General features: G+C 43.3%; 1 protein-coding gene. It reads left to right on the top strand.

Translation table 11 applies throughout. The features are described from left to right. On the top strand, positions 1–534 hold a 534-nt coding region (locus tag ACS8FD_RS24140; RefSeq protein ID WP_439277709.1), incomplete at both ends, for an FG-GAP repeat domain-containing protein.

Below are 534 nucleotides of genomic sequence, written 5' to 3'. Positions count from 1 at the left end.
CCTCGCTTTAGTTACAACATTTTTGATCCTGAACAACGAAAATTCACGCCATTAGATAATACAGACCTACCCACACAATCTCTATCAGATCCTGACCTAGAACTGATCGATTTATTTGGTAATGGATTACCAGACCTATTAGAAACGAAAGGTGTAATCCGTTATTGGCGTAACCTTGGTAATGGTAAGTTTGATATACCACGCATAATGAAAGAAGCGCCAACAGGGCTTGAGCTTTCTTCTACTGGTGTACAATTATTAGATGCTAATGGTGATGGCAGGCCTGATTTGATGGTCAGTAATGCGCAAATGAATGGTTATTTCTCCAGTGAAGCGGGTGCACTATGGGATCGCCATTCGTTTCAACCCTATCGCACAGCGCCTTCTTTTAGCTTACAAGATACACAAGTCAAACTGATTGACCTAGATGGTGATGGCATCACTGACGCACTGCGAAGCGGCAGTCGTTTTGAGCTGTTCTATAATGACCCAGACAATGGCTGGACTAAAACCCAACAAGTTTCGCGCGAAGCA

It is taken from the genome of Psychrobacter sp. 1U2 (assembly GCF_051847575.1).
The sequence above is the reverse complement of the archived record's forward strand: the minus strand, read 5'-3'. Positions and strand labels throughout refer to the sequence as shown.